This window comes from Serratia sp. BIGb0234, from assembly GCF_024809915.1.
In the GTDB taxonomy this organism is placed as follows: domain Bacteria; phylum Pseudomonadota; class Gammaproteobacteria; order Enterobacterales; family Enterobacteriaceae; genus Serratia; species Serratia liquefaciens.
Map to the genome: position 1 here is coordinate 345817 of NZ_JANUEI010000001.1, position 25716 is coordinate 371532.

The 25716-nt window shown below is 56.4% G+C and carries 31 protein-coding genes; 9 read left to right on the plus strand and 22 right to left on the minus strand.

All coding sequences use genetic code 11. The features are described from left to right. Positions 1-29 precede the first annotated feature (29 nt). The 7 genes from M2407_RS01815 to lsrK form a co-directional block, all read right to left on the minus strand. Positions 30-326: a hypothetical protein gene (locus tag M2407_RS01815; RefSeq protein ID WP_020825792.1), complete on the minus strand. Its 297-nt coding sequence runs from the start codon at positions 324-326 to the stop codon at positions 30-32. Next, on the minus strand, positions 323-958 hold the full coding sequence (locus tag M2407_RS01820) for an AAA family ATPase (RefSeq protein ID WP_020825793.1): 636 nt from the start codon (positions 956-958) through the stop codon (positions 323-325). Before M2407_RS01820 ends, M2407_RS01815 begins: the two co-directional genes overlap by 4 nt. Positions 959-1235: 277 nt before the next feature. Beyond that, positions 1236-1577, minus strand: coding sequence for an HNH nuclease YajD (gene yajD, locus M2407_RS01825; protein WP_020825794.1), 342 nt, complete (start codon positions 1575-1577; stop codon positions 1236-1238). Between the two features lie 58 nt (positions 1578-1635). After that, positions 1636-2097 carry a GNAT family N-acetyltransferase gene (locus tag M2407_RS01830; RefSeq protein ID WP_142815697.1) on the minus strand — a complete coding sequence of 154 codons (462 nt, stop codon included), beginning with the start codon at positions 2095-2097 and terminating at the stop codon, positions 1636-1638. A gap of 52 nt (positions 2098-2149) precedes the next feature. Further along, positions 2150-3043: a LysR family transcriptional regulator gene (locus tag M2407_RS01835; protein ID WP_259216625.1), complete on the minus strand. Its 894-nt coding sequence runs from the start codon at positions 3041-3043 to the stop codon at positions 2150-2152. Positions 3044-3253: 210 nt separating this feature from the next. Beyond that, positions 3254-4438 carry an MFS transporter gene (locus M2407_RS01840; protein WP_020825797.1) on the minus strand — a complete coding sequence of 395 codons (1185 nt, stop codon included), beginning with the start codon at positions 4436-4438 and terminating at the stop codon, positions 3254-3256. Between the two features lie 235 nt (positions 4439-4673). Next, positions 4674-6239 (minus strand): autoinducer-2 kinase, encoded by a 1566-nt coding sequence (gene lsrK, locus M2407_RS01845; protein WP_259216626.1) that lies wholly within the window; start codon positions 6237-6239, stop codon positions 4674-4676. A 186-nt stretch (positions 6240-6425) separates the two neighbouring features. On the opposite strand from lsrK, the gene lsrG reads away from it, so the two are divergent. Next, positions 6426-6719: a (4S)-4-hydroxy-5-phosphonooxypentane-2,3-dione isomerase gene (lsrG, locus tag M2407_RS01850; RefSeq protein WP_020825799.1), complete on the plus strand. Its 294-nt coding sequence runs from the start codon at positions 6426-6428 to the stop codon at positions 6717-6719. A gap of 85 nt (positions 6720-6804) precedes the next feature. Further along, complete coding sequence (locus M2407_RS01855; protein ID WP_259216628.1) at positions 6805-7398, plus strand: LysE family translocator; 594 nt, start codon at positions 6805-6807, stop codon at positions 7396-7398. Here M2407_RS01855 and M2407_RS01860 read toward each other — a convergent pair. Continuing rightward, positions 7395-8207 carry an AraC family transcriptional regulator gene (locus tag M2407_RS01860; protein ID WP_259216629.1) on the minus strand — a complete coding sequence of 271 codons (813 nt, stop codon included), beginning with the start codon at positions 8205-8207 and terminating at the stop codon, positions 7395-7397. The two genes, M2407_RS01855 and M2407_RS01860, sit on opposite strands and share 4 nt — an antisense overlap. Before the next feature lie 70 nt (positions 8208-8277). Between M2407_RS01860 and M2407_RS01865 the strand changes: the two genes are divergently transcribed. Further along, positions 8278-8496, plus strand: a complete 219-nt coding sequence (locus tag M2407_RS01865; RefSeq protein ID WP_041414319.1) for a hypothetical protein — start codon at positions 8278-8280, stop codon at positions 8494-8496. A 29-nt stretch (positions 8497-8525) separates the two neighbouring features. On the opposite strand, the gene M2407_RS01870 is transcribed toward M2407_RS01865, so the two are convergent. The 5 genes from M2407_RS01870 to M2407_RS01890 all read right to left on the minus strand — a co-directional run bounded on the left by M2407_RS01870 (position 8526) and on the right by M2407_RS01890 (position 12822). After that, positions 8526-9374 (minus strand): PA4780 family RIO1-like protein kinase, encoded by an 849-nt coding sequence (locus M2407_RS01870; protein WP_020825803.1) that lies wholly within the window; start codon positions 9372-9374, stop codon positions 8526-8528. Positions 9375-9497: 123 nt separating this feature from the next. Then, positions 9498-10988 carry an alpha-amylase gene (gene amyA / locus M2407_RS01875; protein WP_259216630.1) on the minus strand — a complete coding sequence of 497 codons (1491 nt, stop codon included), beginning with the start codon at positions 10986-10988 and terminating at the stop codon, positions 9498-9500. Between the two features lie 131 nt (positions 10989-11119). Further along, positions 11120-11779 carry a DUF799 domain-containing protein gene (locus M2407_RS01880; protein WP_259216631.1) on the minus strand — a complete coding sequence of 220 codons (660 nt, stop codon included), beginning with the start codon at positions 11777-11779 and terminating at the stop codon, positions 11120-11122. Beyond that, positions 11776-12132, minus strand: coding sequence for a DUF4810 domain-containing protein (locus M2407_RS01885; protein ID WP_041414320.1), 357 nt, complete (start codon positions 12130-12132; stop codon positions 11776-11778). The genes M2407_RS01880 and M2407_RS01885 overlap by 4 nt, the downstream gene beginning before the upstream one ends. Before the next feature lie 18 nt (positions 12133-12150). Continuing rightward, entirely contained in the window at positions 12151-12822 is a 672-nt protein-coding gene (locus tag M2407_RS01890; protein ID WP_020825807.1) for a CsgG/HfaB family protein, read from the minus strand. Between the two features lie 465 nt (positions 12823-13287). Here M2407_RS01890 and M2407_RS01895 point away from each other — a divergent pair, with 465 nt between their 5' ends. Then, positions 13288-14211, plus strand: a complete 924-nt coding sequence (locus M2407_RS01895; RefSeq protein ID WP_041414322.1) for a bifunctional helix-turn-helix transcriptional regulator/GNAT family N-acetyltransferase — start codon at positions 13288-13290, stop codon at positions 14209-14211. Between the two features lie 63 nt (positions 14212-14274). On the opposite strand, the gene bhsA (M2407_RS01900) is transcribed toward M2407_RS01895, so the two are convergent. Both bhsA (M2407_RS01900) and bhsA (M2407_RS01905) read right to left on the minus strand, forming a co-directional pair. Further along, the gene (gene bhsA / locus M2407_RS01900; protein WP_020825809.1) at positions 14275-14532 is read right to left on the minus strand and encodes a multiple stress resistance protein BhsA; all 258 of its coding nucleotides are present in this window, start codon (positions 14530-14532) and stop codon (positions 14275-14277) included. Between the two features lie 203 nt (positions 14533-14735). Then, positions 14736-14993, minus strand: a complete 258-nt coding sequence (gene bhsA, locus M2407_RS01905; RefSeq protein ID WP_020825810.1) for a multiple stress resistance protein BhsA — start codon at positions 14991-14993, stop codon at positions 14736-14738. A 175-nt stretch (positions 14994-15168) separates the two neighbouring features. On the opposite strand from bhsA (M2407_RS01905), the gene M2407_RS01910 reads away from it, so the two are divergent. Further along, on the plus strand, positions 15169-15813 hold the full coding sequence (locus M2407_RS01910; protein WP_128863966.1) for a TetR/AcrR family transcriptional regulator: 645 nt from the start codon (positions 15169-15171) through the stop codon (positions 15811-15813). A gap of 51 nt (positions 15814-15864) precedes the next feature. Here M2407_RS01910 and M2407_RS01915 read toward each other — a convergent pair whose 3' ends face one another. The 5 genes from M2407_RS01915 to M2407_RS01935 all read right to left on the minus strand — a co-directional run bounded on the left by M2407_RS01915 (position 15865) and on the right by M2407_RS01935 (position 20005). After that, a complete protein-coding gene (locus M2407_RS01915) occupies positions 15865-16686 on the minus strand; it encodes a MetQ/NlpA family ABC transporter substrate-binding protein (protein ID WP_020825812.1) in 822 nt (273 codons plus the stop codon). A gap of 17 nt (positions 16687-16703) precedes the next feature. Then, complete coding sequence (locus tag M2407_RS01920) at positions 16704-17372, minus strand: methionine ABC transporter permease (RefSeq protein ID WP_020825813.1); 669 nt, start codon at positions 17370-17372, stop codon at positions 16704-16706. Beyond that, positions 17365-18390, minus strand: coding sequence for a methionine ABC transporter ATP-binding protein (locus tag M2407_RS01925; protein WP_020825814.1), 1026 nt, complete (start codon positions 18388-18390; stop codon positions 17365-17367). The genes M2407_RS01920 and M2407_RS01925 overlap by 8 nt, the downstream gene beginning before the upstream one ends. Positions 18391-18641: 251 nt before the next feature. Then, positions 18642-19085 carry an acetyltransferase gene (locus M2407_RS01930; RefSeq protein ID WP_020825815.1) on the minus strand — a complete coding sequence of 148 codons (444 nt, stop codon included), beginning with the start codon at positions 19083-19085 and terminating at the stop codon, positions 18642-18644. A 29-nt stretch (positions 19086-19114) separates the two neighbouring features. Then, positions 19115-20005 (minus strand): LysR family transcriptional regulator, encoded by an 891-nt coding sequence (locus M2407_RS01935; RefSeq protein WP_201895607.1) that lies wholly within the window; start codon positions 20003-20005, stop codon positions 19115-19117. Positions 20006-20125: 120 nt separating this feature from the next. Here M2407_RS01935 and M2407_RS01940 point away from each other — a divergent pair, with 120 nt between their 5' ends. The 4 genes from M2407_RS01940 to M2407_RS01955 all read left to right on the plus strand — a co-directional run bounded on the left by M2407_RS01940 (position 20126) and on the right by M2407_RS01955 (position 23860). After that, on the plus strand, positions 20126-21106 hold the full coding sequence (locus M2407_RS01940) for a quinone oxidoreductase (RefSeq protein WP_201895606.1): 981 nt from the start codon (positions 20126-20128) through the stop codon (positions 21104-21106). A gap of 58 nt (positions 21107-21164) precedes the next feature. Next, positions 21165-22037, plus strand: coding sequence for an oxygenase MpaB family protein (locus M2407_RS01945; protein ID WP_130015955.1), 873 nt, complete (start codon positions 21165-21167; stop codon positions 22035-22037). 164 nt (positions 22038-22201) lie between these two features. After that, positions 22202-23305: a suppressor of fused domain protein gene (locus M2407_RS01950; protein WP_129940112.1), complete on the plus strand. Its 1104-nt coding sequence runs from the start codon at positions 22202-22204 to the stop codon at positions 23303-23305. 27 nt (positions 23306-23332) lie between these two features. Next, positions 23333-23860 carry a cysteine hydrolase family protein gene (locus M2407_RS01955; protein ID WP_130015956.1) on the plus strand — a complete coding sequence of 176 codons (528 nt, stop codon included), beginning with the start codon at positions 23333-23335 and terminating at the stop codon, positions 23858-23860. A 41-nt stretch (positions 23861-23901) separates the two neighbouring features. On the opposite strand, the gene M2407_RS01960 is transcribed toward M2407_RS01955, so the two are convergent. Together M2407_RS01960 and M2407_RS01965 are read right to left on the minus strand one after the other, a co-directional pair. Continuing rightward, positions 23902-24777: an NAD(P)-dependent oxidoreductase gene (locus tag M2407_RS01960; protein ID WP_020825821.1), complete on the minus strand. Its 876-nt coding sequence runs from the start codon at positions 24775-24777 to the stop codon at positions 23902-23904. A gap of 81 nt (positions 24778-24858) precedes the next feature. Then, the gene (locus tag M2407_RS01965) at positions 24859-25605 is read right to left on the minus strand and encodes an SDR family NAD(P)-dependent oxidoreductase (RefSeq protein WP_142815691.1); all 747 of its coding nucleotides are present in this window, start codon (positions 25603-25605) and stop codon (positions 24859-24861) included. Between the last annotated feature and the right edge of the window lie 111 nt (positions 25606-25716).

Here is a 25716-nt window from a genome sequence, read left to right on the forward strand (position 1 = left end):
GCTTATTAAGTTGGCAGGTTAAGAGGCTATTACAGCTTTTTCAGCAGTTGCATCAGATGTTCTTCGCTCTTCTCCGCCAGGCCGTCAATCGCCAGCTTGATGATATCGGAGCGGGTAATGCGCACCACGCCGTTACGCGCCGCCTGCACAATGATTTCATCAATGGCGTCTACGTGATTATCGGTCAGGCTGACTGAAATGGCTTTGTAAGTGCGTTTGCGACCCTGCGGCTTGGCTTCGGGGGCGGGAACCAGCAAAGTGTGCGACGTGGCGCTATTGATAAATTCGTCTTCCGACATGCGGTGGGTTGGGGTGCGTTTTTTCACAGGATCACCTCCTTCACCAGGCTTTCGATTTCCGCCTGCGCTTTTTCGTTATGCGCCTCATGCACGGTAATCGCCTCGCCCCAAGCGTCGCGGTAAATCTTGCGGTCGCACAGGCGGTTACTGACCAGCGTCAGTTCCGGGTATTCGCTTAATACCTGCGCCGCTTCGTTGGCTTCATTAATGAAGATGTTGGTCGGGCACATGTTCAGCACGATGTAGCCTTTCACCTTCTCGTTATATTCTTGCGCCGTGGCGAACATTTCAGACAGATACCCGACGGTGTCCAGATCCATCTGCGACGGGCGCAGCGGAGAAAGGAACAGATCGGCGGCCAACAGGCCCGAGCGCAGTTCGGCGCTGTCGCGGCCGGCGGTGTCGACAATCACATAGTCGTAATGGCGATCCAGCTCCAGCAGCGTCTCTTTGATTTTACCCGAGGCGGCAACCACCGGAATATGCGGCAGACCTTCAACATTTTGGCGATCGTTATACCAGGTCATGATTGATTTCTGATCGTCGGCATCGACGATGATGGCCGTTTTTCCCTGCTTGAGGATCAGATATCCGGCGATATTGACCGCCTTGGTCGATTTCCCTACGCCACCCTTTTGCGAGCCAATCAAAACAATCATGCTGCCATCTCTCAAGTTATTAAGCTGGTAACTTATTAAGTTAATATGCTTATTAGGTTGATAACTAAACAGGTTAACTACAACAGAGCCTGAACAATATGCACCAATGTCGGCGGCTTGCCAAGCCAGTATGCGGTTAACTTTACAGCCTATTTTGCTGGTAACGTAGTCAGCGGGTAAGTAGGAATGTTCTGGGAAGGGGGGACAAGCGGAAGGATTTTTTTAATTTAGCAGCTTAATAAGTTATTAAGCTGCTAATGATGAGGCTGCCAGAACGCTACTTTTTCAACATCGACTTCAGGTTGGCGAACGGGTTATGGGTCGCGAGACCGACGTCTTTTTGCGCATCTTCACCGGCAACAACCGTTGAGCCATACTGATCGGCTTCGGTGTATTTTGAATGCTCATGGTCGTGACAATAAAGGCACAGCATTTCCCAGTTGCTGCCGTCTTCCGGGTTGTTGCTGTGGTCGTGATCGATATGGTGAACCGTCAGTTCGCGCAGGTTGGAGTACACAAACTCACGCGAGCAGCGTCCGCAGACCCAGGGAAAGATTTTCAGCGCTTTTTCGCGGTAGCCAGTCTCCAGCCTCGCGTAGTTTTTTGGGATATATGCCATGGTGTATGCCCGTCGGGTGATAATAATAATGCGTAAAATAATACCACAAAGCGCCGGCTTACAGCGTGCGGCACATCACCGTGACGGTTTCGCCACAAACTTCACGTTGCTCAACAGGTTGCCAGCCCAGTTTCTGATAAAGCGGTTGTTGGTCGGGCGTGTAGAGATACAGCGCGCTGATCTGTTCCCGTCGGCAGTGGGCAATGCACTGGGCGATCAGTTCGCTAGCCACGCCCTGGCCGCGGTGTTGTGGATGGGTAAAGACTTCCCCCAGCCAGAACTTGCGCTCTGGCTTATCTGCCAGTTCGTAAACGATCAGGCTGGCGGTTCCGAGGATCTGTTGTTGCGGTGACAGAGCCAACAGCGCCAGCCCGGGGTGCTGTGGTTCACAGCGCTGTTCCAGGCGCTGGCTGATTTTCTCTCGGCAGCTCCACGGGGGGAAGTCCTGCCACTCCTGATGCAGTAAAGCGGCCAGTTCACCAATGCGCTGGCGATGCGCAGAAAGTCGTTCGATACGCATGATTCGGTTCATTTTTTGCCCAAGGGCAGACAACTATAGCGACGATTTTCGCCTATTTGAAGGTCTCGATCGCCCAATCGATAAATACCCGCATTTTGGCGCTCAGATGGCGGTTGGAAGGGTACACCACATACATCTGCTCAGCCGGTGGTTGCCAGTCTTGCAGCAGGCTGACCAACTCACCGCTGTCCAGATGCGGTTGTGCCATAAAACGGAAGGTTTGGATGATACCCAATCCGGCCAGCGCCGCCGCCAGCAGCGCATTGCTTTCGTTGACGCTGACGTGATAGCGGTGCTGGATATCGATTTCTTTGCCCCGATCGACAAAGTGCAGCGGCAGGATGCGATCGTTCAACGCATGACGATAGTGTGCCAGCGGATACCCCAGTTCCAGATCGCAGGGATGCTGCGGCGTACCGTAATGAGCCAGATAGGCCGGGGTTGCGCAGGTTACCCATTCAAGCTCGAACAACCGGCGGGCAATCAGGCTGGAGTCGGCCAGCGGACCGCTGCGGATCACGCAGTCAGCGCTGTCGTTGATCAGGTCGATGAGTCGATCCCCCACGCCCAGATCAATCTGTATTTGCGGATAGCGGGCAATAAAGTCCGGCAGCGCCGGCAACAGCAGCTGGCGAGCGGTGGCACCGCCAACGTCGATGCGCAGCACGCCCTGCGGCGCACTCTGCGACTCGGTCATGCTGCCTTCCATTTGCTCCAGCTCTGCCAGCCATTTAACCGTTCGTTGGTAGTAGCATTCGCCTTCGGGCGTTACCGACACGCTGCGGGTGGTGCGCTTGAACAGCTTGGTTTGCAGGTGATCTTCCAGGCTCTGGATCAGCTTGGTGACGGTGGCTTTGGGCATCCGCAGCGAGTCCGCGGCACGGGTGAAGCCGCCGGTTTCCACCACGCGGTTAAACACCCGGATAGCGAGTAAATGATGATCCATAGCGCTCTCAGTGCAAACCCCGACGGCAAGCCGGGGTGAATTTGATGACAAACACCCGAAAAGCGTGGTTTTCGGGTGTTTGGGATAAACCTGAAGACATCATTCTTTGTTTTTATTAGTACACAAAACATGACTTTTAAGCACAGAGGACTTTGTCAGCCGTCTGACCCCGGCGGCAAGCCGGGGAGTGTTTCTGCCAGTAAATAATGATTATGACTGTTTAGCGCTAATCATGCCGGAGCGCAAGGTCAGGCCGAATACCAGCGCGGCGGACAGGGTCAGTGCGCCACCGAACAACATGGCGCTGCTGACGCCCTGCCAGTCAACCACTTCTCCACCCAGCAGCGCGCCGGAGGCCAGGGCAATCTGGATCACGCAGACCAACAGTGCCTGGCCGGCCTCCGGTGCCTGCGGTACCGCAGCGAACATCCAGTTGGTAGCGCACACCGGCACGGCGCCGAACGCCAACCCCCATACCATCACCATCAGCGTAGCCCCGGCGATGCCGCTGAGGAACGGCGACACAATCAGGATGGCGGCCAACATGGCGGCAATCAGGATAAAGGTGGCGCGCAGGCTGCGTTCGGCCAGCCTCTCGCCCAAAAAGGTTCCGAGCAGGCCAATGGCGCCATAGGCCAGCAGCTGCAGCGAAATCGCCGACGGGCTGAGGACAAATACCTGCTGCAGCAGCGGTTTCAGATAGGTGTAGGCGGCAAAATGGCCGATAAACAGCAGCACGATGGCAATAAGCCCGGTACGCGCCATCGGCAGACGCAGCGGCAACAGCAGATCGCGTGGCGTAACCGGCCGGGTGGGGGGTACCGATGTCAGCAGGCGCAGCTGTGCCAATAACACCCCGACCGCCAGCACCGCGCTGCCAAAGAAAGCGGCGCGCCAGCCGAACAGGTCTCCAATCAACGCACCGGCAGGAACGCCGCACACGGCGCCGACCGAAATGCCGCTCAGGATAAGCGCAGTGGCCCGGCCCTGGCTGGCTTCCGGCACCAGATGACGGCCGTAGTTGGCGGCAAAGGCCCAAAAACCGCCGACGCAGATGCCCAGCAGCACGCGGCCCAGCAACATCATGGGGAAGTTTACCGCCAGTGCGGAGACCAGGTTGGAAACCGTCAATAGCACGCTCAATGCCAGCATCAGCAGACGACGATCGAGCCGACCGGCCGCCAGACTGAGAGCAGGGGCGGCGATGGCCGCGACGATACCGGGCACGGTCACCATCAGTCCGGCTTTGCCGGTGCTGACGTCCAGCGATGGGGCGATATTGGTCAGCAGGCCAATCGGTAGAAATTCGGTGGTAACCATCACAAAGCAGGCGACGGTCAGCGAGAAGATCGCCAGCCAGGGTGATGGTGCAGGTTTCTCATTATTATTCAGCATAGTACCGCTCGTCCCAGGTGGATGCGTAAACCGCGCGGTAGGCGCGGAGTGACAGAGATCACAATTTACGCAGGCCTCTGCGGCGGATAAATCCGTTTGCGGTGGTTACACTGTTTCTGAGGGGGAATAATCGCGCGCGGCCAGTCTGGCATGGGGTATCGGCCGTCAGGCTGGCTAAATGTTTAATTGGCATAAGCTTATGCGATGGGTGCAGCAGGCTGCACCCGGTCGTGTATTACAAGCCCGGCGCTTTCCACATCGAGGTGGTCAGGCCGTGGTCGACCAGGGTGAGCTGATCGGCATACACCTGACGCCAGGTTTCTTTTTGCTGCCGGTACAGCTCATGGTTGGCCATATCCGGCTGATATTCTCGCTCCCAACGCACCAGCTGTTCCCCGGTTTGCGCCAACGATTCATACAGTCCCGCCCCCACCCCAGCGGCAATTGCGCAACCCAGCGCGGTAGCTTCTTTCACCACCGGCACACGCACCGTCAGGCCGGTAACGTCGCTAAGGATTTGGCTCCACAGCTTGCCCTTCGAGCCGCCGCCGGCGAACACCAGCGAACGGGCCTGCACGCCGGAGAAGCTGGCGATTTGTTCCAGATTGCAGGCCGACACAATGGCGGCATTTTCTTCCAGCGCACGGAACAGGGTCTGCTTATTGCAGCGTTCCGAGTCGAGCGACAGGTTAATAAACGACGGCGCGGCGTGGTACCAGGTCTTGAAATGCATGGCGTCGGAAAATATCGGCATCACGCCGTAGGCCCCAGGCGGCACGCGCGCCGCCATCTCTTCCAGCAGGCTGTAGGCATCGACACCCAGCCGTTCCGCCAGCAGCTTCTCTTCGGCACAGAAGGCGTCGCGGAACCAGTGCATGGTCAACCCGGTGAAGAAACTTATCGACTCCGCTTGTGCCATGCCGGGGATCACGTGTGGGTTGATGCGAATGTTCATCTCCGGATCGGTGGCCGGTTCCGGCAGATTGACGATCTGTTGCCAGAAGGTGCCGCCCAGCACGGCTGTCTGTCCGGCATGCACCACCCCCAGCCCCAGGCTGCCCAGTTGCACATCGCCGCCGCCCATCACGACCGGTGTGCCGCGCAGTAAGCCGCTTTGCTGTGCCGCCTGTTCGGTGATGTGTCCCAGCACACAGCCGGTCTCTTTCACCGGCGACAGCATATCGGCACGCAGTCCGGCCATATCGAGCAGCGCCGGACGCCAGTCGCGGTTGACCAAGTCGAGCATGCCGGTGGTACCGGCGTTGGAGGGATCCACCGCCAGTTCACCGCTGAGCATATTTGCCAGCCAGTCGCTGATCATGGTCAGCGTTGCCGCCTGACGGTAAATGTCCGGCCGGTGATGCGCCAGCCACAGCAGGCGCGGCATGGCGCTCAACGCCAGCGTTTGGCCTGAATACTGGTAAACCTCGCGCTCAAAATTATGGTTTTGCAGCTCTTTCAGTTCGCTGACTTCCTGGCTGGCACGGGCATCAACGTTGGCGCAGGCCCAGATCGGCACGCCGTCGCGATCGTAGAGTACGATGCCTTCACGCATGGAGCAGCAGGCCACGGAACGGATGGCCTGGCCAGAGAGACCGGCGTTTTGCAGCGCCTGGCGGATACATTGGCAGGTCAGTTGCCAGTTGTGGCTGAGGTCAAACTCCATGGAACCGGGCACGCCCGGCACGGCCAAATGCCGCCATTCCGCCTGGCCCTGAGCGATCTGGTTACCCGCCAGATCGAAGATTACCGCGCGAACGCTGCCGGTGCCTGCATCCAGCGCCATCAAATAGTTATCCATAGCTCACACTCTCTGGGGAGGAACCTTAACTATAGATGCCGTACTGTTCGCCCCGGTGGGGGAAGCGACAGGCCTGGCGGGATTTGTGAGCCAGGCAGCAAAATTACCCTTGCGGAGGGGCAATCTGTGGGATTAAACCTATGGTTGGAAAGAACATTGACCTTCGAGGTTTAACAAGGAGTCGCCATGCACGTCACACTGGTAGAAATTAACGTTAAACAGGACAAAATCGACGAGTTTATTGAGGTCTTCCGTGCCAATCACCTGGGGGCGATAGAAGAGCCGGGCAACCTGCGTTTTGACGTATTGCAAGATGAATCCATCCCGACGCGGTTTTATATTTATGAAGCCTATCGGGACGAGCAGGCGGTCGCCGCTCACAAAAAGACGCCGCACTATCTGCAATGCGTGGAGAAACTGGAAGCGCTGATGACCGGCCCACGCAAGAAAACCAGCTTTATCGGCCTGATGCCGGGTTAGCGCCGGCGTAGGGTAATTCTGTTCAATACAGTGACAAGCCAAGCCGTCAGTCTGGCATCTGTGAACTCTTTCTCAGGTGCCTTTAATGAATATCTATCTTTCCATGGCAGCGTTTGCGCTGGCCGCTTCCATCACCCCCGGTCCGGTCAATATCGTTGCCCTGAGCGCGGGGGCACAATTCGGTTTCAACGCCACTCTGCGCCATGTTTCGGGCGCCACGCTGGGGTTTACTCTGCTGTTGATCCTGCTAGGTCTGGGGCTGAACACGCTGTTGGAGCTGTGGCCGGTGCTGACGCAGGTTATCCAGTGGGCGGGCATCGCGTTTTTGTTGTTTATGGCGTATCAACTGGCGTTTGATGACGGCCGCTTGGGGCAGGGTAGTCAACCGCAAGCCCCTTCTTTCTGGTACGGCGCGCTGTTGCAGTGGCTGAACCCCAAGGCCTGGCTGGCGTCGGTGGCCAGTCTGGGAGCGTTTGTTGCCGATGGCGATCGCCTGCTGCTGTGGCAGTTCGCGGTAATTTACTTTGTGATCTGTTATGCCTCGGTGGCCTGCTGGGCTTACACCGGCGCGATGTTGACCGGCCTGCTACGGCAGGCACGCAACGTACGGCGTTTTAATCGCTTGATGGCGCTGCTGTTGGCAGCCAGCGCCTGCTATCTGTTGGCCGACGGCATTTAGCGTGGGTTTTGGTACTGGCCGGGGGTGGCGGCCAGCAACAGTTTGAAGGTGCGCTGAAAGTGCGCCTGATCGGCAAAACCGCTTTCGCTGGCCGCTGCGGCGATCGGATAACCGCGTTTCAGCAACCGGTGACCGAATTGAATGCGTTGGTTAACCAGATAAGCATGCGGCGTCATGCCGTAACGCTGTTTAAAGGCGCGTATCAGGTAAGAGGGCGAAAGCGCTGCCGCCTGGCAGATGGCTTCCAGCGTGAGCGGTTGGGTGCAATGCGCGTTGATAAAGGTTGCTGCGGCCGCCAATCTTGGGTGCTCGTAGGGGGTTACCGGCGTATTCCCCAAAGAGGTCTGCAAATCGCTGAAGTATTCCACCAGAGCGATCTGTTTTTCCAAATGGCAGCGCAGTGGGTCGATCAGTAGCTCATACAGCCGGTTCAGGCCACCAAACAGTTCGGGGTCACGGCTGAGCACCTGAGCGAAGGGGATAAAACGGCCGTCGCCGCCGACGATTTCTTGCTGCAATTTACCCAGCCAGGCGGCATCAATATAAAACATGATGTATGACCAGCGCTGGTCGCCGATGGGGTTACAGGCGTGGGCCTGCTGCGGATTGATGATCACCACATCGCCGGTGCTCACCTGCAACGCTTGGCTGCCGTTAATATAAATACTGGTGCCGTCGGTGATGGCGCCGATGGAAAAGATTTCATGGCTATGCAGGGCGTAACAAACCTTGCGGCCATCTTCAATGGCGCGGGCTTCCACGAAGGGGAGCTGCGGATCACGCCAGAACTGTGGCGCATTAGCGGTCATTGTCTTTCCTTTTCGATGCGACGGGGCTAGCTTGTGTTATAGCCTAAAACGCACCGGGGAGGGAATGCGGGTGATGATTTTTAATGTGTTCGGCCGCCTGCTGGGGGTCAAACGGGCAGGGGGGCAGTGGCAGCTGTTTCGCGTGACGTTGCCGGAGCGCAAGTATGCGCGCAGTTACGACATCGTGTTGCCGGATGAATTGACCGAAAGCGAGATAGCCGGCTATCTGGGGGACATTTACCACGAGGCTGCGACGGAACGCCATCCTGACGTCGTCAGGATCGAGTAAACCCCGGCCCGATAAAAAGGGCCGGAGGATTAATCTTCTTCGTTGCGGGCCATCAGTTGGCGTTGGTGCTCTTCGCTGGCCGCCTGGATCTCTTCCAGGACGGAACCGACATCGGCGCGTTTGTTGCTCTCGACAAACTTGCCGGTCAGCACGCTCGCCGGGGTCAGATTACCTTCCTGGTACAGCGCCCAAATCTCTTTGGCATATTTGCTGCCGAGCAGTTCTGGCGCGTACTGACCGTAAAACTGCGACATGTTGTTGATATCACGTTCGAACATGCTTTTGGCGTGGTTGTTGGCGGCGGCATCCACCACCTGCGGCAGATCGATAATCACCGGCCCGTTTTTGTCCATCAGCACGTTGAATTCCGACAGGTCGCCATGCACCAGCCCGGCACACAGCATGCGTACCGCGTAGTTCATCATCAATGCGTGATCGGCCCGTGCCTGTTCCGGCGTCAGGGTAACATCGCTCAAGCGCGGCGCTACCAGGCCTTCTTCGTCGGTGATCAGTTCCATCAGCAATACGCCATCCAGACAGATATCCGGCTGCGGCACGCGAACGCCCGCTTTGGCGAGCAGGTTCAGCGCATCGACCTCGGTGTTCTGCCAGGCTTCTTCCTGCTGCTGGCGGCCGAATTTAGAGCCTTTGCTCATGGCGCGCGCATCACGGCTGTTGCGCACTTTGCGCCCTTCCTGATAGTTCACGGCCTGCTTGAAGTTACGTTTTTCTGCTTCTTTGTAGACTTTGGCGCAGCGGATCTCTTCGCCGCAGCGCACGATAAAGACGTCGGCTTCTTTGCCACTTTTCAAACGGCGGATGACGTCGTCAATTAAACCATCATCTACCAATGGCTGGAGTCGTTTTGGAATTTTCATGCAGCCTTGTACCCTATTTAGGCTCCGGTGTGAATGGTTTGCTAAGGTGTTACCCCAATTTAGACCTGAAAGGCAAAAAATAGTTTGCCGCCGTTGCGACCGAACGCCGCAACGGCGCACCCGCTACAGGGTTTCCGCCAACACCCAAACGCTTACGCTGCCGCCGTTAACCGGGAAAGTTGCCTGCCCCAGTTCGTCGGTGATGACCTCATCCTGACGGTTGCCGAGCAGATCACGCCAGCTTTTATGTGCCAGAGCATCGCCCAGCGAAACCGCTTTGCCGCTTTCAGCTCCGTTGGTGAGCACCACCACGCAGCCAGGGGCATCGGCGGTGCCGCTGCGGGTGAAAGCGACGCAGTTTTTATCATCAAAATAATCGGTTTGCACGCCGTTGGCAAAGCGTTGACGCGCCTGGATCAACTTTTCCAATTCCGGGATCACCGGCATATCAATTTGGTATTCCTGGCCGTCACTGCCTTTATCCTTATAGCTGGCACCGTACAGATCGGGATAGAACACGCAGGGTACGCCTTGTTCGCGCAGCAGGATCAGAGCATAGGCCAGCGGTTTGAACCAGGGTTCGACCGGAGCTTCCAGCGATTGCAGCGGCTGGGTGTCGTGGTTGGCGACCAGCGTGACCGAATGGGCCGGATCGGCGGCGGTCAGGGTGTCGGTGAAAATCTGCGCCATATCGAACCCGTCCCCCTGCTTGGATGCCTGATGAAACTTCAGGTGCAAGGCTACGTCGAACAGCATCACTTTGCCCTCGACCAGGTCAATATACTGTTGTAACGCTGCCAGATCGTGCGACCAATATTCGGCGACGATAAACAGATCGCGCTGCGCGCTGTCACGCACATGATCAGCCCACTCTTTAAAGAACCAGGCCGGGATGTGTTTGGCGGCGTCCAGCCGGAAACCGTCGCAGGGCAGAGTCTCCATCAGCCAGCGAGCCCAGTATTTCAGTTCCTCCGTCACGGCGGGGTTGCGAAACTCAACGTCGGCGCCCATCAGGTAATCGTAGTTGCCTTTCTCGTCGCCGACCTGATCGTTCCAGCCGTCGTCGCCGTAATCATTGGCGATTTTGAAAACGCCTTTTTCATCGGGCTGTTCTACGTAATCCACTCCGCCGAAGCATTTGTAGTCCCAAATGAATTTGGAATAGGTACCTTGCCGCCCTGGAAAGGTGAAGCGGGTATAGGCCAGGGCGTCAAAACCCTGATCGTTGATGTCATTGCGGTTGTTGGCATCCGCTTTGTATACGTGCACCTGCTCTTTTTCGTCGGCCCCGAGCTTATGGTTAAACACCACGTCGTAAATGACCCTTACGCCGTTGTCCCGCAGCCGGTTGGCGGCGTGGGTCAACGCCTCTTTATCGCCGTACTTGGTGGCGCGACTGCCTTTTTGATCGAACTCCCCGAGGTCGAACAGATCATAGCTGTCGTAACCTACCGAATAGCCGCCGGAAGCGCCTTTATAGGCAGGGGGAAGCCACAGGTCGGTGATGCCGATCCCGGCAATTTGCTCTGCGCGTTCGGCGGCTTCCTGCCATAACTTACCGCCATCGGGGTAATACCAATGGAAAAACTGCAGCAACGTGGTTTTTTTCGTCATGAGCAAGCCGTCCTGTTTGCCAAAAGGAGGTGCAAGATGAGCGGTAGCTCACCCCATCACTGTTACAGCATGGGCTACTTTTGGCAAAAGGGAAACCAGGTTTGGGCGGCCGGATCTGCCGCCCTTGGAGGTTAGCGTTGGCTGGCGTAATGCGGCGAGCGCGGGCCATACAAAATGGCGCCGTTCTGGCCGTTTGCTGACAACAAGCGGGTATTGGCGATAGCACCAACATCGAACCCCTTGTCACTGATGGTATCGGCAATTTGCGCGATGGCGGCGCTGATTACCATACCCAGCAGACCGCCGCTGGAGTTGTTGTTATTTTCGTTGCTGGAGGCGGTAGCGCTGCCGGCCCAAAGTTGCTTGCCGTTACGCAAATCGACCAACCTGGCTTTCACGGTAACGCGCGTTTCGCTGTTAATAACGATATAGCTGGTGCCGTATTGTGTGACATCCAGGTACAACACAGCGTCGGCACCGAAGATCTTATGCAGCTTTTGGATACTGACCGCACGGATATCGTTGGCGTTGGTCAGGCCGTTTTGCTGAAAAGTCTCTTCGACCACGGCGACCGGCAGCACATAGTAACCGGCTTCCGCCAACGGCAGCGTGGTGCTTGCAAGGACGCTATGGCTGGCTTTGACATCCGGCGACTGATTGACAGGAGGGAGCACCAGGATGGATTTCGGCTTGCTCTCGTGGAAGGCTGCATAATCGTAAGCTGCTTGTTTGGCGCAGCCGCTCAACAGCAGGGTAACGGCGACGCTGAAGAAACCTAATGCACGTTTCATTTAAAGCTCCCCTTATCCTTAGCCATCAGGAAATTCATAAACGGCGCTGATTCCGGGAACAGCGTTTTCTCTGTATTGAACTCGGTCATGGCCTGGCCGGTATTGCCGGTTTTGCTGTACAGCAACCCCAGTTGCGCATGCAGGCCCGGCGGCACGGCTTTATTCTTGGCGCGAGATTTTTCGGCAATTTCTTTTAGCGTCAAAATCTGTTGTTCAGGGCTTTGGCCATCCTGTTGGTAATATTGGTAAATCGAAGTTTGATAGCCATCCCAGTTGTAGAGCGTTTTTGGCGCGGCGCAGCCGGCCAGCAGGGTCGCTGCGAACAGCGCCCCACCCATTTTTTTAGTTATCATATTGCTGCTTCTATTCCGTTAGTTAGCAGGGCGCCATGCGCCACTTTCGATACCGGCAACCAGGTTATTGACCGCTTCGCGTACGGCCAGATCCAACACTTTGCCGTTGAGGGTGGAATCGTAGCTGGCGGTGCCGCCGAAGCCGATGATTTCACGGTTGGATAGTTGGTACTCGCCGGCACCCTGGGTGGAGTAAACCACTTCTGAGGTCTGTACGTTGACCACATTCAAATTGACCTTGGCATAGGCCACCTGCGTTTTACCGCGTCCCAGAATGCCCCACAGCTGGTGATCGCCCACTTCTTTACGGCCGAATTCGGTCACGTCACCGGTGATCACGTAGTTGGCGCCTTTCAGCGTCTGGGTTTGGCCTTTAATGCCGGCTTCAGTTTTCAACTCATCCATATTGGCGCGATCAAGCACGTTGAAGCGGCCGGTTTGCTGCAGATGGGTGATCAGGATGGTTTTTGACTGGTTGCCCAGGCGATCGACGCCATCGGAGAAGATGCCGTTCATATAGCTGGAGCGATTATCGAACTTGCCGACGGAGATAGGGCTGCGCTGCCCCTGGTAGCTGGTGTTGTAGGACGCCACTTTAGGCACTTCCAGAGAGCGCGAGGATTCAGTAGCACAGCCTGCCAGCAGGCTGACGGAAAGGGCGACTGAGCAGACAACGAGTGATTTTTTCATCGGAATACAATCTCTCCATGATTATAAAAGCGCGCAAGACAGACCGTTTTGCGCCAGGAATTTAAACGGCAGGGTAAATAACAGGTGCTATTTAAACGGGGCAATCCTGCCATGGATATGTAACAAAATACAACTGAATATCGACATAATTGGCGCTATTGGGGATTAAATAACTCATTCAAATACAATGGATTGTGTAAGGATATCATTCGTATTTTATCTGGTTTGCTGAATTATCCGGTTTTTGATGGGTTTATTATTTGTAAAATATATATTTTGTGGATTTTTATTTTGTAAATTTAATTCAGTAAAGAATGTAATTCTGCGTGAGGCGACAGATTGCTGCAGATGTCTCGTCAGGTTGAGATTTCACGCCGTTTAAAAATCCGTTATGGTAATGAATATTAGGTAACACTATCAACTAAGTGAAGTGTTTTAGCGCTGGTAGCAACGGGGACATTGATTGTGAACATCAGAGATTTCAGGGCATTGTCGCGCAACCTGGTCAGAGAACTGGGCATGCTGAATAAACAGAGTAACGGCAGCCGTTTTTCACCATTACAGATCCATATTCTGATTGAGATCAGCACGCTACCCCTGGGCGTGACCGAACTGGCCACCCGGTTGTGTATCGATAAGGCCAGTGCCAGCCGGGCGGTGCGTAGCCTGGTTGCCGCAGGCATGATTGAAGCGGTGGATTATCCGCACGATAAACGCCACAACCTGAATCAACTGACCCGTTTGGGCCGTAAAACGCTGGCGGCGATAGACACCAATGCCGATGGTTTTATGCAGGATGCATTGGCGCAGTTGGACGATGATGAGTTGGCTGCCACTACGGCCGCGATGAAAAAGATGACCTCGGCATTACGTAACGCACGTAAGCAGCGTGACGCCGCTTTGCGGGTTCGTCCGATAACCCAGGATGATGATGCCGCGATGGCGGGGATTATTTGCAACGTATTCCGCGAGTACGGCATGGATAAAATGGAAGGCGTTAGTCTGCACGATCCCGATTTGGATCGCCTGACCGGCGTTTACCAGGATAACGGCGGAAAATATTGGGTGCTGGAACAGGAAGGCCAGGTAGTGGGGGGCGTCGGCATTGCCCCTTTGGCGGGCGGTGACGTCGGTTACTGCGAGCTGCAAAAACTGTTTTTCAAACCCAGCGTACGCGGGTTAGGCATGGCGCGTTACATGGTGGTGCAGGCGCTGAAAGCGGCGCGGGCAGCGGGGTACCGCTACTGTTATCTGGAAACCACCGAGCAGTTGAAAGAGGCGCTGGGATTGTATTATGCGCTGGGTTTTACGCTGCTGACGGAAAGACGCGGCAATACCGGCCACCACGGCTGCAATATCTACCTGCTCAAGAATCTGCAAAGCGACTGAGTACCATCCATAAAACAAAAGGCGGCCCAAGGCCGCCTCTTTGCGCAATAGCTGATTCAGCCATTAATTGTAGATGATCGCAGTACCGTGCAGCTTGTTGTCGCCGGTAGTTGAGATGATCTGGAATGATTTAGCGCCTGCTTCATCCGCTTTGGCCGCCAGTTTGTTTTCCAGGCTGGTCAGGTCGGATGCACCGCTGACGGTGACTACGCCGGCTTTTTGCAGATCTGCCGGTTGAGCGTTAACCAAATCGGCGGCAAAGCTGCCGAATGAAGCGGTGGCCAGTGCGATGGCTGCGATGGTGATTTTCAGGTTTTTCATAGTCTTATTCCTATCTTTATATTCTGTATACGGTTTTGTCTGTTGGGTCGTTAAATTAATTAACGATCGATAATTTAATGTTAGACGCCTGTTCGACGCTTTGCAACCATTTTTTTAGTGTTCGTTAATTAATTTTTTCTGACAGCTTTTTGCTGGAAGGCCAAAAGCCGTAGCCACTCCAGCGTTATTTAATCAACTTATTGTTATTTATAAATTAATGCGGTGCCGTGCAGTTGGTTGTTGCCGCCTGCGCCAACGATCTGGAACGATTTTGCCCCGGCTGCGTCAGCCTTGGCCGCCAAACCGGCCTCCAGAGCGGTGAGGTCTGAAGCCCCGCTGACGGTGATCACCCCGGCTTTCTGCTGATCTGCCGGTTGGCTATTAACCAGATCGGCGGCGAAGCTGCCGAATGAAACAGAGGCCAGCGCAAGGGCTGCAAGCGTCATTTTTAAGTTTTTCATAATGTTAATTCCTGTTTTATCAACGTAAATGGGCGTATTTGAATTGGTTGTCGTTAATTACTTAACGATCGATAACTAAATGGTAATCTCTTCTCGACGAGAGCGCAATATTTTTTTATAATGACCGTTAATTTAATTGGCAAGCCCTGCTGCAGAGCGGGATAAGAGAGGGTCTATGAGCATCAATGAAGAAGTCTGTGCCAAAAAAACGCGTGGCAGACCGAAGCAGTTTGATCGCGACCGTGCGCTGGAAAGCGCACTCGATCTGTTCTGGCTGCATGGTTATGAATCCACCTCGATGGCCGATCTGGTCGAGGTGACCGGTGCCAAAGCGCCTACGCTGTATGCGGAGTTTGGCAATAAAGAAGGGTTGTTCCGCGCTGCGGTAGAGCGCTACCTGGAAAAATACACCACGTGCATCAACCAACGGCTGGAGCAGGATTTGCCGGTGGCGGACCTCGTCGAGGATTATGTGCGTTCTCTGGCGCAGCTGTTCACCGATCCGGAAAAACCGTCCGGCTGCCTGATGGTTTGTGCGTCCGCGGCGTTATCGTCCTCTTCCGGTGATGTGGCCGAGATGCTGCGCAAAAAGCATCATATGCAGGAGGCCAGCCTGAAGGCTTGCTTCGACCGCAAGGTAGAACAGGGCGAACTGTTGGTGAAAACCGATACCGCGCTGCTGGCCAAATTTATCATTTGTACCATTGAGGGCATGTCGACTCAGGCACGCGAAGGCGCCAGCCGTGAAGATTTGTTGCGTTTGGTTGATGCGTTGATGCTGGTCTGGCCGCGCCTGAGTCAGGTGGGCAATAAGGTCTAAGCAGGGCACACGACAGGAATAAAGGCCGCATCGCTGCGGCCTTGGTCGGTATTATTGGTTAACCGGGATCACCGCACCCTGGTATTTTTCGCGGATGAAATCCTGAATCGCCTTGGAGTGCAGCACCTTCACCAGCGCAACAATTTCCGGCTTGTTCACGTCGGCCTTGTGCACGGTGATGATGTTGGCATAAGGGTTGTTTTCGCCGCTTTCCACCGCAATCGGGTCTTTGGTCGGGTTCAGCCCGGCGTCGATGGCGTAGTTGGCGTTAATCACCACCGCATCGCCCTCGTCGTTGTTGTACATCTGCGGCAGCAGTGCACCTTCCACATTGGCCTGGAACTTCAGGTGTTTCGGGTTTTCCACCACGTCAGAAATGCGCGCATCCACCTTGCTCACGCCCGGCTTCAGTTTAATCACGCCTTCTTTTTCAAAGATCGACAAAATACGACCTTCTTCCGCCACCGCGTCACGCATGATGATTTTGCCGTTGTCCGGTAAATCCTTCAGGCTTTTGTACTTCTTGGAGTAAATACCGATAGGTTCGATATGGATAGCGCCGGCGCTGACAAAGTCGTAGCTCTTGTCGTCGGCATGATCCTTAAGCACCGAATTCAGGTAAGGCACGTGTTGGAAATAGTTGGCGTCAATATCGTGGCTGGCCAGCGCGGTGTTCGGCAGGATGTAGTCCTGGAAAGGTTTGATCACCAGATCTATGCCTTCCTTCGCCAGAATCGGTTTGGCCTGCTCGAGGATTTCCGCGTGCGGCACGTTAGATGCGCCGACCACCAGTTTGGTTTCCGCCGAGGCACCCAAAGAGGCCAACGCGGTCAGTGAGGCGAAAGCCAGCATCATAATTTGTTTTTTCATCATCATTATTCCCTGGTTATTTATCGTTTATCGAGCGTGGTTGTAAGGGTGTCGCCAATGAACTGGATAACGAAAACGATCAATAAAATCGTTAGCGTTGCGGCCAGCGTCACGTCACCGTGGTTGCGTTGAAAACCTTCCAGATAGGCCAGATTGCCCAGCCCGCCTGCGCCAATTACCCCGGCCATCGCGGTGTAGCTCACCAGCGCGATCAGGGTAACGGTAATGCCTGAAACCAGTGCCGGTGAAGATTCCGGCAGCAGCACGCGGAAGATAATGGTGCTGGTTTTGGCGCCCATCGATCGCGCCGCCTCAATCACTCCTTTGTCGACTTCGCGCAGGCCAATCTCGACCAATCGGGCGTAGAACGGTGCCGCGCCGACGATTAGCGCCGGCAATGCCGCATCGGCGCCCAGAATGGTGCCGATCAACGTCTTGGTGAACGGGATCAACAACACGATCAGAATGATGAAAGGAATGGAGCGGAACACGTTGACCAGCACTGAAATCAGCGAATAGACGGCCCGGTTTTGCAGCAGCTGACCGCGGGAGGTCAGGAACAGCAACACCCCGAGGACGATGCCGAGTACCAGCGTCGCCAAACCGGCGATCCCGGTCATATACAGGGTTTCCCAGGTGGCGTTCAACAACGAATCAAGACGCAGGTGAGGGAACAGTGACTCAAGCATGTTTAATGACCTCAACGGCGATCTGTTGCTCTTTCAACAGCTTCAGCATGCTGTCGATTTGCAGGTCGTTGCCTTCGACGTGAATGTAAAGTTCGCCAAAGGAACCATTCAGGGTTTGACTGATTTTGCCGTGCAGAATGTTGATACTTACCTTGTAACGCAGGATAACGTCGGAAATCACCGCCTGATGGGTCTGCACGCCGACAAACGTCAGCTTGAAAATCGCGCCCGACAGATGTTGGCTCAACAGCGGATTGAAGCTTTCCTCGGTTTCCTGATATTGCGAAACCTGTTTGACGAACTGTTGGGTGATCGGCTGTTGCGGCCGGGTGAACACGTCAATCACCGGGCCTTCCTCAACGATGCGACCGTTTTCCATCACTGCCACCCGGTGGCAAATTTTGCGCACGACGTGCATTTCATGGGTGATCAGCACAATGGTCAGGTTCAGCTTGCGATTGATGTCCAGCAGCAAATCGAGAATCGAGTCTGTGGTTTGAGGGTCGAGCGCCGAAGTGGCCTCATCGCACAGCAGAACCCCCGGATTATTGGCCAGCGCGCGGGCGATGCCGACGCGCTGTTTTTGTCCGCCGCTCAACTGCGACGGATAAGCATCTTCGCGGCCCTGCAGCCCAACCAGTGCGACCAGCTCCGCCACTCGCGGTTTAATCTGCGCTTTGGGCACGCCGGCGATTTGCATGGAAAAAGCAATGTTCTGACTGACGGTGCGTGACCACAGCAGGTTGAAGTGTTGAAACACCATGCTGATTTTCAACCGCGCCTGGCGCAAGGCATTGCCTTCGGCTCCGGCGATATCGAAACCTTCAACCTGAATGCTGCCGCTGCTGGGCGTTTCCAGCCCGTTCAGCAAGCGGATCAGCGTGCTTTTACCGGCGCCGCTGTAGCCGATGATGCCGTAGATTTGCCCGGCCTCGACCGTCAGGTTGACGTCATCCACTGCGACAACGCGGCCCTGTGCGCTGTCAAAAGTTTTGCAAACGTTCGAAAGAACGATCATAGAGAAGCGAATCCTTATTTAATACATCACAGAATTCCGTCCGGAGTGCGTCACGCCGGAAAGGGATCGGCTTCTTGGGATAAGGGCAGACGGAACCTCTGTTGCTGGTGAATACGGGCCAATCCTACCGGGGGTTTATAGTGACAGGAAGAATGTAAATTCTATTAGTTATTCTGATTTGGTATATCAAGTGATGAGCGGAAGTGATGGTAAAACGACGGCCAGGGCAGACCATGGCCGAGGGGTTGGCGTTAGCGTTTGGCGAGCTTCATGTGCAGCAGCGGGAAAGGGTTGCCCTGGCCGTCGAGCGCGGAACGCCCGGTGATTTCAAACCCGTAGTGGCGGTAAAAACCACTGGCCTGCGGGTTCTGTTCATTAACGTCCAGCTGCAACTCGTTATGCAAGGTTTCCGCATGCTCCAGCAGTGCTTTGCCGACGCCCTTGCCGCGCTGATCCTGATCGATAAACAGCATTTCCACTTTGTTGCCGCTCAGTCCGATAAAACCGCAGGGCTGGCCGGTGCCGTCCACGGCAACCCAAACGTTGACCGCAGGCAGGTAATCGTTCAGCACCAGCGGATAGAGTTTGGCGATGTCTTCTTCGGTAAGAAAATGGTGGGTAGCGCGTACCGAACGCTGCCAAATCTCCACCAGTTGCGCATTGTCTTCTGCCGCGCGAGCTCGGATAGTGAACATGGTAACTCCCGTATTTGGACTCATTTATTTTAAACCCGGCCCCACAGTCTGGCTACGGTCAGGGCGATAAAGGTTTCCAGCTTGGCGGATTGCCGCCTTTCGGGCAGATAGACCAGGTGCATCGGGCGCGGCAGTGGTGAATACTCCGGCAGTACCCGGACCAATCTGCCGGCGGCGATATCTTCATCCAGCAGCAGAGTGGCATGCAGCGCGATGCCAAAATCCGCCAATGCCGCCCGGCGTACCCCTTCACCGGAGTCCATTCTCAATCGAGGCCTGACCGGTACGCTGATCTCTCCCGGCGGCCCCAACAGCCGCCAAAAGTGGTTGCCATCCCACTGGCTGAAACCAAAGCAGCAGTGTGCGCTGAGCTGCTCCGGCCTTGTGGGTTCACCGTGCTGTGCCAGATAATCCGGCGAGGCAGCCAGCGTCATGCGGTAATCGGGCAGGGCGCGCGCCACCAGGCCGTCGTCCGCCACCGGCCCGATGCGAAACGCGGCCTCGTAGCCTTCTTCGATCAAATCCACCTTGCGATCCGACAGCACCACTTCCGCTTCCACCTCCGGGTGCCGTTGCAGGAACTCGGTCAGTATCGGTGTCAGAACGCGGTTGCCGAAGGTGACCGGCGCGCTGATGCGCAACAGCCCGCTGGGGGAGCTTAACAGCGCCCGCGCACTGGCTTCGGCCGCGTCGGCATCGGCCAACAGTCGGCGGCAGCGTTCGTAAAACACCCGACCGGCCTCGGTCAGCCCCTGGCGGCGGGTAGTACGATTAAGCAGCGGCGCATTCAACCGTTGTTCCAGAGCGCGAATGTGTTTGCCAACCATGGTCGGTGAAATAGCCATCTCTTCGGCGGCGGCGACGAAGCTGCCTTTTTCCACCACCCGTACAAACACCGCCATGCTGGTTAATCGATCCATTATAAACCCCTGGTGTTTTCTGAATGCTTTTTAGGCCACTGTTGCCGAGTATAGCGCTTTGCGATAATCAATCTATCGACCGTCAGTGTGTTATTGGCGGAAATTTTCCGGAGTGGCGATATGCAGGCATTAGCGTTTGAACAATTTGGCGGGCCGGACGTGCTCGAATACCTTGAGCTGCCGACACCGGCGGTACCTGCGGGTGCGGTACAGGTACGCATGGGGGCCGCCGGGCTGAATTTTGCCGATATCTATCGCCGTAAGGGCAATTACGTGCTGCACGGCAATCCCCCTCATATTGGCGGTTACGAAGGGGTTGGGACCATCATTGCCTTGGGTGAGGGCGTTCAGGGGTGGCAACTCGGAGAGCGGATTGGTTTCGCTGACGTACCTTTTTGTCATGCCACTCGCATCAATGTGCCGGTGGAGCACGCGCTGCGTCTGCCGCAGGCATTGAGCGACGTTGAAGCCGCCTCTATTTTGCTGCAGGGGCTGACGGCGCAGTACCTGATCAATGACAGCGTTCAGGTCAAGGCGGGCGATCGCGCCCTGGTGCATGCCGCCGCCGGCGGTGTCGGACAGATCCTTACCCGGATGCTGGTGGCGCGTGGCGCGCAGGTTTACGCCGTTGTCTCTTCGGCGCATAAACAGCAGATTGCGTTAAACAACGGTGCGGTGGCGGCCTTCACTTATCAGCAGGATTGGGTCACGCAGATTGCCGCTCTGACCGACGGCGGCGTTGAGTACGGTTTTGACTCCGTGGGCATCACCCTGCAACAAAGCATCGACGCGCTGCGCCCCGGCGGTCGGGTGGTCACCTTCGGCATGGCCGGGGGCGAGGCACCGGCGATCTCTGCCTATCAGCTGATGATGGATTCCAAAGGCGTAGTGGGGGGCGATCTCTGGACTTACCTCAATAACGCAGAGGCGCGACGTACGCGGGCCGAGCGTCTGTTCAGCAGTTGGCAGAATGGCGAGTTTGCTATCCCGCACATCGAAACCTTCCCGCTCAACGAGGGGGCGGCGGCGCACCGTCGCCTGGAAGATCGCAGCTTTGCCGGTAAAATTGTGCTGCTCAACGATAGCGACCCGCGGAGTTAAAAGCCGTATTTCGCTTCATGTTACACTGGCCGCCAGAAGCTAAACGGGGCCAGTCAGGATGGAAGTGATACGCGCAGCGATAGAAAAACAGGTCATCAGCCTGACCGGGCTGGCGCTCGGCGGCATTGATTTTGAAAATCCGCCGGGGGATCCGGGCCTGTTCGGCCCGCAGTCGGTTATCTGGCAGGTGCACAACGATTTTACCTCGATGCTGTGCGGGGGCGTCAGCGCCTTGCTGATGCAAATGCTGCACCCGCTGGCGTTGGCGGGAGTGTGGGATCATTCCAACTTTCGTGAAGATATGCTCGGCCGCCTGCGCCGTACCAGCCAGTTTGTCTCCGTCACCACTTTTGGCCCCACCGCCGAAGCCGAACGCCTGATTGCCAAAGTCAAAGCTATTCACCTGCAGGTCAACGGCGTCAGCAGCGACGGCAGGCCTTACGCCGCCAGCGATCCTGAGTTGCTTACCTGGGTGCACGTGGTGGAAAGCAGTCGTTTTTTGGCCAGCCATTTACGCTACCGCAACCCGTCTCTTCCCCGTGAAAAGCAGGACCAATATTACCGTGAGGCTGCACGCGTAGCCGCAGCCTTGGGGGCGGAAGAAATCCCAACCTCCTGCACGGCGGTAGAGGAGTATCTGCAACGGATGCGTCCGCAATTGGTGTGCGATGAGCGCACGCGGGAAGTCGCGCGTATTCTGCTGGCCGCGCCGGCTCCCAGCGCATTGGCCCGGCCTTTTGGCGCTTTAGTGATGCACGCGGGTATCGACCTGCTGCCTGACTGGGCGCAACAACAGTTTGATTTTCATCCCGGAAACTTACGCCGCCGCCTGGTGCGCACCGGTGCAGGGGGCGTCGGTAAAGTGCTGCGCGCCTCAATGCGTAATGGTTCATATCAGCGTGCGCTGCGCCGAATTAACCGACAGGCCTGAATCGGCGCAGACTATAATTCTTACCAATAACCCGATGTTTCGGGGCACTTTTGAGACTTTTACGGGTGATCCGAGCGGTAATGCGCTTTACACTGGATAAAAGCCAATTTCCATTTTATTTAGCGTGCAGCATTATTCTGCGCCTTGAGCCTATTTGAGGTTATATGAACGAGTCACACGTACTTGCTGAAGTCAGTAATGAGAACCAGACGCTGGTCGCGGTGGTTCAGCAAGATCACCGGGCTGCTTATTTTTATATTTACCCTACAGAAGAAAATAGCGAGCGTTTTCAGGTGCGCGCTTGCTGGCTGCGTAACCTGGCCGCTGCGCCGCAGCAGGAAGACAGCGCGGCACTGGCGCTGGGGCAGCCACCGATGCTGGCGGCCGAGTTTTGCCGCAATCTGGAAGGGGAAGCGCCGCTGAACCCGGAAGGGCTGACGGTGGTTTGGACCGAGAGCGACGACGGCGCGGCACTGTGGTATTACGGTCAATTGCTGGCGGTGATCCCCGGCTGGAGCCTGTATATCGACCATTCGGTATGTTATTCCGCCAGCTGCATTAAAGAGAGCCCGCTGGCTTATCCGCTCGGTTCCGCTTCCACCAATACCCAGTATGCACTGGCGGAAAGTACCCGTCAGTTCTGGCGCAGTTGGCAGCGGGAGGAAGGGAATCCCTGGCCCAAGATGCAGAGCGATTATCAGGCGCATTACGAGCAGCATTTTGGCCCCTCGGTGAAATACTACGCCATCGATCAGGGCAAGTGGCCGCCGATGGCGATCACTCAGCATGAACGCGACGGCATCTACTATTTCCTTACCCTGGGCGTCAGCATCCGGCCGATGCCGTGGGTAGAGATCCTGTTTAACGACGACGCCTCCCGCTATCGCCGCATGGAAATGGGTATCGCCATCGACGGTCAATACATGACCGAGGAAAATGCGATACAGATGGCCAGCGCGTTGGCCGGTTTTGCCCACGTGCCCTGGTCAAAAATCACCTGGTTTGGCGAAGGGCATACCCTGGAGTCCGAAGTGGCGCCTCAGGGCTATGAGGGCTACGTGCTGTCTTCCTCCTTTTATCCGTATCACGAGCATCTGAGCTTGCCGAAACAGTATGGCGATCCGGTCAATATTTTCTGGGCCAGCCCAGTATTTGAAGCCGAGCGTCTGCTGGCGCATGCGACGCCGAATGGGGGTCATGAGTTGGTTAACAAACTGCGTGAGCAGGGCGTTGACCATATCTTCCGCCCGCGTCAGCCGGTATGCTGAGACGGAATTTATTCTCTGGAGCCAATCATGAAGTCAGCGCTGTTGGTTATTGATGTGCAGAAAGGGTTGTTTACACCGCCGCCGGCGGATGCCGAAGCGACGATCGATCGCATTAACACCCTGAGCGCCGCTGCCCGTCAGGCCGGCGTGCCGGTGATTTTCATTCAGCATCAAACGCAGCATGATGAGTTGGCGCACGGCAGTGACGCCTGGCAACTTGATCCCGGTTTGCAGGTAAATGCCGGCGATCATCGGGTAGAGAAAACCACGCCGGACTCATTCCTGCGTACCGGATTGGGGCCGCTGTTGATTGCGAACGGTATCTCGCATCTGGTGGTTTGCGGCTATTCCACCGAATTTTGCGTGGATACCACCACCCGCCGCGCCGCCGCTCTGGGTTACCCGGTGACGCTGGCGGCCGATGCGCATACCAGCCATGACAAAGCGCATGCCTCCGGCCTGCAGATCCGCGCCCATCACAATGCCACACTGTCGAATATCGAAAGCTTTGGTGTCCTGATCGACGCACTGCCAACGGCAGAAATTCGTTTCTGACGGCCAAATAAAAAGCCCGGAGCGATCCGGGCCTATCAGGATTACTTCAATCCGGCTCTGCGTGCCGCCACTTTGGCCAACGCCGACCAATCCAAATCTGCGTCGCCTTGCGCCACCGCGTCGAGGAAGTTGTCCTTTAGCACGCTGGCGAACGGCATTGGCGTGTGGCTGTTGGCACCGGCCTCTAGCGCCAGGCCGACGTCTTTCATCCCCAGGCTTAATTTAAAACCCGCAGGTTCAAACTTTTCTTCGGCGATCAACCCTCCATAACCCTTGTAAGCCGGAGAGGCAAACAGGGTACTGGTGAGCATGTGCAGATAATCCGCGCCGGAAACGCCGTAGTTGCGCACCAGAGCACTGCCTTCCGCCATCGCCTCAATGGCGCTGGCCAACGTGAAATTGGCGGCGATTTTAACGATGTTGGCCTGCTCGGGCTGATCGCCAAAATGCCAGGTCTGCTGGCCGAGCACCTCAAACAGCGGCTGCACTTTGGCGAGCAACAGCGGATCGCCCGCCGCCAGAATATTCAGCTTGCCGGCTGCGGCTACGTCCACCCGCCCCAACACCGGTGCGGCGATATAACCGACGTTGCGCTCCGCGTGCAGCAACGCCAGCCGTTTGGCCAACGCCACCGAGACCGTCGCCATATTGATGTGAATCGCTCCCGCCCGCAGCTGTTGCAGCAGCCCGCTTTCCACCACTACCTGCTCGGTGGCGGCATCGTTGGCCAGCATGGTGATCAGTACGTCCACCTCCGCCAGTTCTTCCGGCTGCCGAGCCTGCACGGCCCCGGCGCTCACCAAAGGCTGTGCTGCCTGGGGCGAACGGTTCCATACCTTTACCCCATAGCCAGCCTGCAACAGGTTGGCGGCCATCGCGCTGCCCATACCGCCCAGGCCGGCAAATCCGATCTTCATATCGCGTTCCTTTTCTCAGGTTATCTTCCTTCACCCTAACGCGACGCTCGGAGAACGCAAATGGCGGAATGTAACGCTTTCTTAACCGACCCGCGCCCCCCCGTTAATCGAGGTAACGGTTCCGGTGATGAAAGAGGCCTCTTTCGAAGCCAGCCACAGCGCGGCGCTGGCGATATCCTCTACCCGGCCGGTGCGCCCCATCGGCGTTTCGGCCGCGATGGCGTCAATGCGATCCTGCGGCAAACCGGTACCGAAAAAGCGAGTATCGGCGATAAAGCCCGGCGCAATGGCGTTAACCGTGATGCCTGCTTCGCCCAGTTCGCGTGCCAGGCTGAGGGTAAAACCTTGCACGCCGGCCTTGGCGGCGGAGTAGCCCAGAGCACCGGCACTGCCGCTGCCGCATTGGGCGGCGATCGAACTCAGGTTGATGATGCGACCGCCCGGTTTACGCAGGTGTGGCAACATCGCCAACGTAAACAAAAAGGTACTTTTCAGGTTTCCGTCGATCACCGCGTCCCATTCCTGCTCGGCCTGCGCCAGGGGCGTATCGGCGGCAATCACCCGGGTAAAACCGGCGTTGTTGATCAGCACATCCAAAGTGCCCAGATCGGCTGCCAACTGGGCGGCCACTTCTTCCACCGCGCCACGTTGGCTCAAGTCCGCCGCATAATGGCGGGTGCCGTGGCCAATTTTCTGCGCCGCCTGTTGCAGGCGTTGAGGGTTACGCGCCACGATGGCGATGCGGTAATCCTGTTGTGCCAGTTGCTGGGCGATGGCCAGTCCAATACCGCTGGATCCGCCGGTAATCACCGCTGTACGTTGCGTCATAGCTGATTCTCCTGTGCCCGTGGTCCACGCCGGAATGGCGCAGAACTTGAGGGTTCGGAAAGTATTGGCTTTCGCTATCGATACATCCAATACTCTATTTATGCTTCCAAA

What these genes read in the sequence shown, in the direction of transcription:
- M2407_RS01820 (WP_020825793.1), bottom strand. Translation starts at nt 958, where the DNA reads ATGATTGTTTTGATTGGCTCGCAAAAGGGTGGCGTAGGGAAATCGACC.
- yajD (WP_020825794.1), bottom strand. Translation starts at nt 1,577, where the DNA reads ATGGCATATATCCCAAAAAACTACGCGAGGCTGGAGACTGGCTACCGC.
- M2407_RS01830 (WP_142815697.1), bottom strand. Translation starts at nt 2,097, where the DNA reads ATGCGTATCGAACGACTTTCTGCGCATCGCCAGCGCATTGGTGAACTG.
- M2407_RS01835 (WP_259216625.1), bottom strand. Translation starts at nt 3,043, where the DNA reads ATGGATCATCATTTACTCGCTATCCGGGTGTTTAACCGCGTGGTGGAA.
- M2407_RS01840 (WP_020825797.1), bottom strand. Translation starts at nt 4,438, where the DNA reads ATGCTGAATAATAATGAGAAACCTGCACCATCACCCTGGCTGGCGATC.
- lsrK (WP_259216626.1), bottom strand. Translation starts at nt 6,239, where the DNA reads ATGGATAACTATTTGATGGCGCTGGATGCAGGCACCGGCAGCGTTCGC.
- lsrG (WP_020825799.1), top strand. Translation starts at nt 6,426, where the DNA reads ATGCACGTCACACTGGTAGAAATTAACGTTAAACAGGACAAAATCGAC.
- M2407_RS01855 (WP_259216628.1), top strand. Translation starts at nt 6,805, where the DNA reads ATGAATATCTATCTTTCCATGGCAGCGTTTGCGCTGGCCGCTTCCATC.
- M2407_RS01860 (WP_259216629.1), bottom strand. Translation starts at nt 8,207, where the DNA reads ATGACCGCTAATGCGCCACAGTTCTGGCGTGATCCGCAGCTCCCCTTC.
- M2407_RS01870 (WP_020825803.1), bottom strand. Translation starts at nt 9,374, where the DNA reads ATGAAAATTCCAAAACGACTCCAGCCATTGGTAGATGATGGTTTAATT.
- amyA (WP_259216630.1), bottom strand. Translation starts at nt 10,988, where the DNA reads ATGACGAAAAAAACCACGTTGCTGCAGTTTTTCCATTGGTATTACCCC.
- M2407_RS01880 (WP_259216631.1), bottom strand. Translation starts at nt 11,779, where the DNA reads ATGAAACGTGCATTAGGTTTCTTCAGCGTCGCCGTTACCCTGCTGTTG.
- M2407_RS01885 (WP_041414320.1), bottom strand. Translation starts at nt 12,132, where the DNA reads ATGATAACTAAAAAAATGGGTGGGGCGCTGTTCGCAGCGACCCTGCTG.
- M2407_RS01890 (WP_020825807.1), bottom strand. Translation starts at nt 12,822, where the DNA reads ATGAAAAAATCACTCGTTGTCTGCTCAGTCGCCCTTTCCGTCAGCCTG.
- bhsA (WP_020825809.1), bottom strand. Translation starts at nt 14,532, where the DNA reads ATGAAAAACCTGAAAATCACCATCGCAGCCATCGCACTGGCCACCGCT.
- bhsA (WP_020825810.1), bottom strand. Translation starts at nt 14,993, where the DNA reads ATGAAAAACTTAAAAATGACGCTTGCAGCCCTTGCGCTGGCCTCTGTT.
- M2407_RS01910 (WP_128863966.1), top strand. Translation starts at nt 15,169, where the DNA reads ATGAGCATCAATGAAGAAGTCTGTGCCAAAAAAACGCGTGGCAGACCG.
- M2407_RS01915 (WP_020825812.1), bottom strand. Translation starts at nt 16,686, where the DNA reads ATGATGAAAAAACAAATTATGATGCTGGCTTTCGCCTCACTGACCGCG.
- M2407_RS01920 (WP_020825813.1), bottom strand. Translation starts at nt 17,372, where the DNA reads ATGCTTGAGTCACTGTTCCCTCACCTGCGTCTTGATTCGTTGTTGAAC.
- M2407_RS01925 (WP_020825814.1), bottom strand. Translation starts at nt 18,390, where the DNA reads ATGATCGTTCTTTCGAACGTTTGCAAAACTTTTGACAGCGCACAGGGC.
- M2407_RS01930 (WP_020825815.1), bottom strand. Translation starts at nt 19,085, where the DNA reads ATGTTCACTATCCGAGCTCGCGCGGCAGAAGACAATGCGCAACTGGTG.
- M2407_RS01935 (WP_201895607.1), bottom strand. Translation starts at nt 20,005, where the DNA reads ATGGATCGATTAACCAGCATGGCGGTGTTTGTACGGGTGGTGGAAAAA.
- M2407_RS01940 (WP_201895606.1), top strand. Translation starts at nt 20,126, where the DNA reads ATGCAGGCATTAGCGTTTGAACAATTTGGCGGGCCGGACGTGCTCGAA.
- M2407_RS01945 (WP_130015955.1), top strand. Translation starts at nt 21,165, where the DNA reads ATGGAAGTGATACGCGCAGCGATAGAAAAACAGGTCATCAGCCTGACC.
- M2407_RS01950 (WP_129940112.1), top strand. Translation starts at nt 22,202, where the DNA reads ATGAACGAGTCACACGTACTTGCTGAAGTCAGTAATGAGAACCAGACG.
- M2407_RS01955 (WP_130015956.1), top strand. Translation starts at nt 23,333, where the DNA reads ATGAAGTCAGCGCTGTTGGTTATTGATGTGCAGAAAGGGTTGTTTACA.
- M2407_RS01960 (WP_020825821.1), bottom strand. Translation starts at nt 24,777, where the DNA reads ATGAAGATCGGATTTGCCGGCCTGGGCGGTATGGGCAGCGCGATGGCC.
- M2407_RS01965 (WP_142815691.1), bottom strand. Translation starts at nt 25,605, where the DNA reads ATGACGCAACGTACAGCGGTGATTACCGGCGGATCCAGCGGTATTGGA.